The sequence below is a fragment of the Streptomyces sp. NPDC034670 genome (assembly GCF_055574875.1).
Map to the genome: position 1 here is coordinate 120,294 of NZ_JBVITR010000007.1, position 8,702 is coordinate 128,995.

The following is an 8,702-nucleotide window of genomic DNA, read 5'->3' on the forward strand; positions in this document are numbered from 1 at the left end:
TAGGGTTTTCTTTCACACTTCTCTCCGACAGGCGGTGCAGAATGTTTAGGGGGGGGGGGGGGAGGGGGTGTCCGGGTGGGACAAGAGGCGACCCCCCCCCCCCGCGGCTCGTGGGAGTGGTGCGGTGGGTGGTCAGCCGGTGAAGGTGCCGGACTTGACGGTGCCCCACTCGCCGTCCTTGACGGAGTACACGGTGAGCTGCTTGTTGGTGGCGTCACCGAACTCGTCGAAGGAGACCTTGCCGGTCACTCCGTCGAAGGAGACGTTCTGCATGGCGTCGACGACCTTGGCGCGGGCGTCGTCGGGGAGCTTCCCGTCGTTGTCCTCGACGACCTTCTTGACGGCCTCGATGATCGCCCAGGCGGAGTCGTAGGAGTAGCCGCCGTACGCCTCGTAGGCCTCCTTGTACCCGGCGGCCTTGTAGTTGGCGACGAACTCCTTGGCGGAGGGGAGGTCCTCGACGGGGGCGCCGACGGAGGTGGCGAGGTCGCCGGTGCCGGCCGCGCCGGCCAGCTTGATGAAGTCGGCGCTGTAGATGCCGTCGCCGCCGACCAGCGGGATCCTGGCGCCGGCTTCCTTGATCTGCTTGCTCAGCGGGCCGGCCTGCGGGTACTCGCCGCCGTAGTAGACGACGTCGGCGCCGGAGTTCTTGACCTTGGTGGCGACGGCGCTGAAGTCCTTGCTCTCGGGGTTGATGTGCTCGGTGCCGACGACCTGGCCGCCGAGCTTCTTGAACTCCTCGGTGAAGGTGGCGGCGAGGCCGGCGCCGTAGGTCTTCTTGTCGTCGATGACGAAGACCTTCTTCTTCTTGGCGTCGTTGTAGACGTACTGCGCGGCGAACGGGCCCTGGATGGCGTCCGTGGTCGCGGTGCGGAAGTACGACTTGTACGGCCGGACCTTCTCGGTCTGCCAGTTCACGCCCTGGGTGAGGGCGGGGTTGGTGTTGGCCGGGGAGACCTCGACCAGCTTGGCGCTGTCGAAGACCTTCTGCATGGACTCGCCGACGGAGGAGTTCAGCGGGCCGACGACGCCGAGGACGTCGTCGTTGGCGACGAGCTTGGTGGCGTTCTGCTGGCCGACGGAGGCCTGGCCCTGGTCGTCGAGGGCTTCGATCTTGAAGGTGATGCCCTCGACGTACTTCTTCTCGTTGGCGGTCCTGGCCGCGAGGTCGACGGAGTTCTTGATGCCGAGGCCCAGCGCGGACAGGTCGCCGGTCAGCGGCGCGTCGACGCCGATGACCACGGTGGTGCCACCGTTGCCGGAGTCCGAGCTGCCGCCGCCGTTCTCGTCGCGGGAGCCGCAGGCGGTGAGGGTGAGTGCTCCCGCCGCCAGCGCGGCGGTGATGGCGATGAGTGAACGTTGACGCACGATCCAGTCCTTTCCCCTGACGGCCGATTCCGGGTGGAATCGGCCGAGTCGAGCGCTGGGCCGAAGTGAGAATCAGGCGGCGCGGTGACTGGCGGTGACTCTAAGCGCGGGTGGGGAATGCGGAGGAGACTCTGGCCAATGCTGTGACGCTCTTGTTATGACACGACGTATTGCAGAGCGGTACTGAGTGGGGGGAAGGGCAGAATTCTCGCCGGTTTGCCCGGTCCGGATGATGAGAAACCGCAGGAACGGGAGGGGTTCGTTCAGGCGTGTCGGCGGTTTTGGTGATGACTCAAAGTCGTTGCCGTAGGCGACTGTTGTAGGCCTGGAGGGGGACTGTGCGCACCGCGGTCCGAGGGTGGAGTCGCGTGCCTGTATTGCACGCGTATTACGCAGGGTTACGCCCATGAAAGGGAGTCAGACATTCCGCGGCACTTTTCCTCATTCCGCCGCCCGTGGGGCGGTTGATCTTGCGGGGTGCTCCTGATTTTGTCCGGAAAGGAGTGCGCGGATCGGGGGTCACGGACGGTTCGCGTGCGGCCGGGATATTCGCGCGACGATCGCCGGAGGACCGGATTTCATGATCATCCACACGTCGAAAGCGACGTTTCGTGAAGTGCTTTCACGGCCGCTGGCCTGCGGTTCCAGGCAATGGAAGGTGATCGTCCGGTTCGACCGGGGCGGGGGCGTCGGGGCCGGGCGGCGAGGAGGCGCCCGCCGCCCGCGAGGGCTGCGGCGGGGAGGGGGCGGGGAGGTGAGGAGGGGGCGGGTGGTGCGGCCCGCGGTGCCGCCCGTACGGCCGTGGGGGCGGCCCGCGCCGGGGCGGGGGGCGGAGGGAAGGCGTCTTCCCGGACGCGGGCGCCCCTCCCGGCTCCACCGGGCCGGCCCCGCTCACGGCCAGGGCCCCCTGCCCGGCCCGCCGTCGCGGTACCGGGCGGCACACCCCTCACGCGCCCTGCGGTCGATCAACTGGCCGATTTCCTCCGCCCCTCGGCGCTCGGCGGCCCGCGCGGCGCCGACCACTTCGCGCAGAATGTCGTACTGCCCGCCGGACAGCCCCATGGACTGGTAGTCGCCGTAGGTGCGGCCCTCCAGCACCCGGTGCGACCAGTGGGCGACGATCCTCGTGCACAGGTCCTCGTCGGACGTCACCCGTGGTGACGGCGCAGGGGTGCGGCTCCCGCCCGCCCCGGCCGGCGGGGTGCCCTCCGCGCGGCCGGAACCGGCCGCGCCGCATCCGGTCGCCAGGACGCCGGTCAGCAGCGCGGCCGCGAGACACGTTCCCCACGCCCCCGCCGCAGGCGGGCGGACGCCTCCCCGTCGCATGCCCGAACGCTAGGACCGTCCGCCGGCCGGAGGCAACGGCCGTGCGGTGCGGGGACGTCGTGCCCCGCACCGCCGCGCGGGCTCAGCCCGCGCCGCCGACGCGCTCCGCGTCCTTCGGGGAGACGTCGCGCAGCAGGCAGGTCAGCCGCGCGGTGCACACCCGCCGGTCCGCCTCGTCGGTGATGACGATCTCGTACGTCGCCGTGGACCGCCCCCGGTGCACCGGGGTGGCCACCCCGGTGACCGTCCCGGAGCGCACGCCCCGGTGGTGGGTGCAGTTGAGGTCGACGCCGACCGCGATCCTGGAGGTGCCGCCGTGCAGCATCGACCCCACCGAGCCCAGCGTCTCGGCCAGCACGGCGGAGGCGCCGCCGTGCAGCAGGCCGTAGGGCTGGGTGTTGCCCTCCACCGGCATCGTCCCGACGACCCGCTCGGCCGAGGCCTCCACGATCTGCACGCCCATGCGCGTGCCCAGGTGGCCCGCGGAGAACAGTGCCTGCAGGTCCACGCCGAGCGCGGCGTACTCGTCGATGACCTCCTGCGGGAACTTCACGTGCTGCTGCTCTCCCATGGCCCGGCTCCGTTCGTCGTGATCACTGCGGCCGACCGCGCGGGGCACGCCGCCCCGCGCGGTCGCTGAGCGAACGCTCAGTCGGCAGCGGATTGTTCCAGACGCACCACGACGGACTTGCTGGCCGGGGTGTTGCTGGTGTCCGCGGTGGCGTCGAGCGGCACCAGGACGTTGGTCTCCGGGTAGTACGCGGCGGCGCAGCCGCGGGCCGTCGGGTAGTGCACGACGCGGAAGCCGGGCGCCCTGCGCTCCACGCCGTCCCGCCACTCGCCGACCAGGTCGGCGTACGCCCCGTCCGCGAACCCGAGCTCCCGCGCGTCCTCGGGATGGACCAGCACCACCCGGCGGCCGTTCCTGATGCCCCGGTAGCGGTCGTCGAGGCCGTAGATCGTGGTGTTGTACTGGTCGTGCGAGCGCAGCGTCTGCAGCAGCAGCCGCCCCTCCGGCAGCTTCGGGTACTCCACCGGCGCGGCGGTGAAGTTGGCCTTCCCGGTGGCGGTGGGGAAGCGGCGCTCGTCGCGCGGGGCGTGGGGGAGCGCGAAGCCCCCGGGGTGGGCGGCCAGGCGCGCGTTGAAGTCCTCGAAGCCGGGGACCACGCGCGCGATGCGGTCGCGGATCGCGGCGTAGTCCCTCTCGAACTCCTCCCACGGCACCACGCTGTTCCCGCCGAGGACCCGGCGGGCCAGCCGGCACACGATGGCCGGCTCGGACAGCAGGTGCGGGCTCGCCGGCTCCAGCCGGCCGCGCGAGGCGTGCACCATCCCCATGGAGTCCTCGACCGTCACGAACTGCTCCCCGCCCTCCTGCAGATCGCGCTCGGTGCGGCCCAGGGTCGGCAGGATCAGGGCGCGCGCGCCCGTGACGGTGTGGGAGCGGTTCAGCTTGGTCGACACGTGCACCGTCAGCCGGGCCCGCCGCATCGCGGCCTCGGTGACCTCCGTGTCGGGGGAGGCGGAGACGAAGTTGCCGCCCATGGCGAAGAACACCTTCGCCCTCCCGTCGCGCAGGGCGCGGATGGCCCGGACGACGTCGTGGCCGTGCTCGCGCGGCGGAGCGAAGCCGAACTCCCTCTCCAGGGCGTCCAGGAACGCCGGCGCGGGGCGCTCGAAGATGCCCATGGTGCGGTCGCCCTGCACGTTGGAGTGGCCGCGCACCGGGCACACGCCCGCCCCCGGACGGCCGATGTTGCCGCGCAGCAGGAGGAAGTTGACGATCTCCCGGATCATGGGCACCGAGTGCTTGTGCTGGGTGAGGCCCATCGCCCAGCACACGACGACGCGCCGGGAGTCGAGGACCATCCGCAGGCACCGCTCGATGTCCTCGCGCGTCAGGCCGGTCGCGGTGAGCGTCTCCTCCCAGTCGGCGGCGCGCGCGACCCGGGCGAACTCCTCGTAGCCGTGGGTGTGTTCGCGGACGAACTCCTCGTCGACCGCGCCCGGGGTGTCGAGGATCAGCTTGTTGAGGAGGCGGAAGAGGGCCTGGTCGCCACCGAGGCGGATCTGCAGGAACAGGTCGGTCAGGGCGGCACCGGTGGTGAGGCCCCTGGCGGTCTGCGGGTTCTTGAAGCGCTCCAGGCCCGCCTCGGGCAGCGGGTTGACGCTGATGATCCGCGCGCCGTTCGCCTTGGCCTTCTCCAGGGCGGACAGCATGCGCGGATGGTTGGTGCCGGGGTTCTGCCCGGCGACGACGATCAGGTCGGCCCGGTACAGGTCCTCCAGCAGGACGCTGCCCTTGCCGACGCCGATCGTCTCCGACAGGGCCGACCCGGAGGACTCGTGGCACAGGTTGGAGCAGTCGGGCAGGTTGTTGGTGCCGAGCTCGCGGGCGAACAGCTGGTAGAGGAAGGCGGCCTCGTTGCTGGTGCGCCCGGAGGTGTAGAAGACGGCCTCGTCGGGGGAGGCCAGGGCGCCGATCTCCTCGGCGACGATGTCGAAGGCGCGCTCCCAGGTGACCGGCTCGTAGTGGTCGCCGCCCTCCGGCAGGTACACGGGGTGGGTCAGGCGGCCCTGCTGGCCCAGCCAGTAGCCGCTGCGGCCGGCCAGGTCGGCGACGGAGTGCGCGGCGAAGAACTCGGGGGTGACCCGGCGCAGGGTGGCCTCCTCGGCCACGGCCTTCGCGCCGTTCTCGCAGAACTCCGCCCGGTGCCGGCGCTCCGGCTCCGGCCAGGCGCAGCCCGGGCAGTCGAAGCCGTCCTCCTGGTTGACGGCGAGCAGTGTCAGCGCCGTGCGCCTCGCCCCCATCTGCCGGTGGGCCGTGCGCAGGGTGTGGCCGACCGCCGTCAGGCCCGCCGCCGCGTGCTGCGGCTCGGTGACCCGCGGAGCGTCCTGGACCGGATCACCCTTGGGCGGCTTCGTGGCCATCGCGCACTCCCCTTCGCGGACACGTGTGAGGTGGGTCCCCCGATCCTCCCACGCGCCGCCGGGGACGGCCGTGGCCGGTGCGGACCGGGCCGGCGCGCAGGCCCGGGGCGCGGGAGCGGCGGCGCGGGGTCCGGGCGGCGCGGGGCCGAGTGTCGGCGGGGCGTGGCAGGATCGGGGACGTGGCAGAGACAGCATCGAAGAAGACCGACCAGACCTCCGGCGGGACCCGTCCGCGACTGATGCTCATGGACGGGCACTCGCTGGCCTACCGCGCGTACTTCGCGCTGCCCGCGGAGAACTTCACCACCGTGACGGGCCAGCCGACGAACGCCGTCTACGGCTTCGCGTCGATGCTGGCCAACACGCTGCGCGACGAGGCGCCCACGCACTTCGCGGTCGCCTTCGACGTCTCCCGCCGGACCTGGCGGTCCGAGGAGTTCACCGAGTACAAGGCGAACCGCTCCAAGACCCCGGACGAGTTCAAGGGCCAGGTCGAGCTGATCGGTGAGCTGCTCGACGCGATGCACGCCCCCCGCTTCGCCGTCGAGGGGTACGAGGCGGACGACATCATCGCCACCCTCGCCACCCAGGCCGAGGCCGAGGGCTTCGAGGTGCTGATCGTCACGGGCGACCGCGACTCCTTCCAGCTCGTCTCCGAGCACACCACGGTGCTGTACCCGACCAGGGGCGTCTCCGAGCTGACCCGGTTCACCCCCCAGAAGGTGGTCGAGAAGTACGGGCTGACGCCCGCGCAGTACCCCGACTTCGCGGCGCTGCGCGGCGACCCGTCCGACAACCTGCCGGGCATCCCCGGCGTCGGGGAGAAGACGGCCGCGAAGTGGATCAACCAGTTCGGTTCGTTCGCCGAGCTGGTCGAGCGCGCCGACGAGGTCAAGGGCAAGGCCGGGCAGAACCTGCGCGACCACCTGGAGGCGGTCAAGCTCAACCGCCGGCTCACCGAGCTGGAGCGCCGGGTCGAGCTGCCCAGGGGCGTGCTCGACCTGGAGCGGACCGCCTACGACCGCAAGGCCGTGACGATGGTCCTGGACACCCTGGAGATCAGGAACCCGTCGCTGCGCGAGCGGCTCTTCGCCGTCGACCCCGGCGCCGGGGAGACCGAGGCCGCCCCGGTCGTCGCGGACGGCGTGGAGCTGGAGGGCGCCGTGCTGGGCACGGGCGAGCTGACCGGCTGGCTCGCCGAGCACGGCACCGGGCCCCTCGGCGTCGCCACCGTCGCCACCTGGGCGCTGGGCACCGGCTCGGTCGCCGAGATCGCGCTGGCCACGTCCGCGGGCCCGGCCGCCTGGCTCGACCCGACCGAGCTGGACGAGGCCGACGAGCGGGCGCTCGCCGCCTGGCTCGCCGACCCGGAGCGCCCCAAGGTGTTCCACGACGCCAAGAGCGCCATGCGGGTCTTCGCCGAGCACGGCTGGAGCATCGGGGGCGTCACCATGGACACCGCCCTCGCCGCCTACCTGGTCAAGCCGGGCCGCCGCTCCTTCGACCTGGACGCCCTGTCCCTGGAGTACCTGCACCGCGAGCTGGCGCCCGCCGCCGCGGCCGACGGGCAGCTCGCCCTCGGCGCGGACGAGGGCGCCGAGGCCGAGGCACTGATGGTGCAGGCCCGCGCGATCCTCGACCTCGGGGGGGCCTTCGAGGCCCGTCTCGAGGAGGTGGGCGCGGCGGACCTGCTCCGCGACATGGAGCTGCCGACGTCGGAGCTGCTGGCCCGCATGGAGCGGCACGGCATCGCCGCCGACCGGGCCCATCTGGAGGCCATGGAGCAGATGTTCGCGGGCGCCGTGCAGCAGGCGGTGAAGGAGGCGCACGCGGCGGCGGGGCACGAGTTCAACCTGGGCTCGCCCAAGCAGCTCCAGGAGGTCCTCTTCGGCGAGCTGGCCCTGCCGAAGACGAAGCGGACGAAGACCGGCTACACCACGGACGCCGACGCGCTGGCCTGGCTCGCCACGCAGACCGACAACGAACTGCCGGTGATCATGCTCCGCCACCGGGAGCAGGCGAAGCTGCGCGTCACCGTCGAGGGCCTGATCAAGACGATCGCCGCGGACGGCCGCATCCACACCACCTTCAACCAGACGGTCGCCGCCACCGGCCGCCTGTCGTCGACCGACCCGAACCTGCAGAACATCCCGGTCCGCACGGACGAGGGCCGCGCCATCCGCCGCGGCTTCGTGGTCGGCGAGGGCTTCGAGTGCCTGCTGACCGCCGACTACAGCCAGATCGAACTGCGCGTGATGGCCCACCTCTCCGAGGACGAGGGCCTGATCGAGGCGTTCACCTCCGGCGAGGACCTGCACACCACGGCGGCCGCCCAGGTGTTCGCGGTCGAGCGGTCCGCGGTGGACGCGGAGATGCGCCGCAAGATCAAGGCCATGTCGTACGGCCTGGCGTACGGGCTGTCGGCCTTCGGCCTCTCCCAGCAGCTGAACATCGAGGCGGCCGAGGCGCGCGCCCTGATGGACGCGTACTTCCAGCGGTTCGGCGGGGTGCGGGACTACCTGCACCGGGTCGTGGACGAGGCGCGGGCCACCGGCTACACGGCGACCCTCTTCGGCCGCCGCCGCTACCTGCCCGACCTCGGCAGCGACAACCGCCAGCGGCGCGAGGCGGCCGAACGCATGGCCCTGAACGCACCGATCCAGGGCACGGCCGCGGACATCGTCAAGATCGCCATGCTGAAGGTGGACGGCGCACTGCGGGAGGCGGGCCTGGCCTCCCGGATGCTCCTGCAGGTCCACGACGAGATCGTCCTGGAGATCGCTCCCGGCGAGCGCCCGGCCGTGGAGGAACTGGTCCGCCGTGAAATGGCGGACGCGGTCCGGCTCCGCGTCCCCCTGGGCGTCTCGGTGGGCGCGGGCCCGAACTGGGAGTCGGCCGCGCACTGACACCCGTCCGCTCCGTCCGGCGGAGCGGACCGGCAGGACGCCGCCGGCTCCTCACGACCCGGGTGGGGGGGGGGGGGGGGGGGGGACCCCCCCCCCCCCCCCGGGGGACAGGGGGGGAAAGAGGCAGGCGTTGGCGCCCCCGGGGTCTCCCATGAGGGAGACAGGGAGGAG

5 protein-coding genes are annotated in these 8,702 nt (G+C 72.1%); 1 reads left to right on the forward strand and 4 read right to left on the reverse strand.

All coding sequences use genetic code 11. The features are described 5' to 3' along the window. Positions 1-132: 132 nt before the first annotated feature. The 4 genes from ACZ56B_RS07795 to ACZ56B_RS07810 all read right to left on the reverse strand — a co-directional run bounded on the left by ACZ56B_RS07795 (position 133) and on the right by ACZ56B_RS07810 (position 5,625). Positions 133-1,368, reverse strand: coding sequence for a branched-chain amino acid ABC transporter substrate-binding protein (locus ACZ56B_RS07795; protein WP_468787394.1), 1,236 nt, complete (start codon positions 1,366-1,368; stop codon positions 133-135). A gap of 891 nt (positions 1,369-2,259) precedes the next feature. Beyond that, entirely contained in the window at positions 2,260-2,694 is a 435-nt protein-coding gene (locus tag ACZ56B_RS07800; protein ID WP_468787396.1) for a hypothetical protein, read from the reverse strand. Positions 2,695-2,776: 82 nt separating this feature from the next. Further along, positions 2,777-3,265, reverse strand: coding sequence for a PaaI family thioesterase (locus ACZ56B_RS07805; RefSeq protein ID WP_468787398.1), 489 nt, complete (start codon positions 3,263-3,265; stop codon positions 2,777-2,779). Positions 3,266-3,342: 77 nt separating this feature from the next. Next, positions 3,343-5,625, reverse strand: coding sequence for an FdhF/YdeP family oxidoreductase (locus ACZ56B_RS07810; RefSeq protein WP_468787400.1), 2,283 nt, complete (start codon positions 5,623-5,625; stop codon positions 3,343-3,345). A 179-nt stretch (positions 5,626-5,804) separates the two neighbouring features. Here ACZ56B_RS07810 and polA point away from each other — a divergent pair, with 179 nt between their 5' ends. Next, positions 5,805-8,531: a DNA polymerase I gene (gene polA, locus ACZ56B_RS07815; RefSeq protein ID WP_468787402.1), complete on the forward strand. Its 2,727-nt coding sequence runs from the start codon at positions 5,805-5,807 to the stop codon at positions 8,529-8,531. The last annotated feature ends 171 nt before the right edge of the window (positions 8,532-8,702 follow it).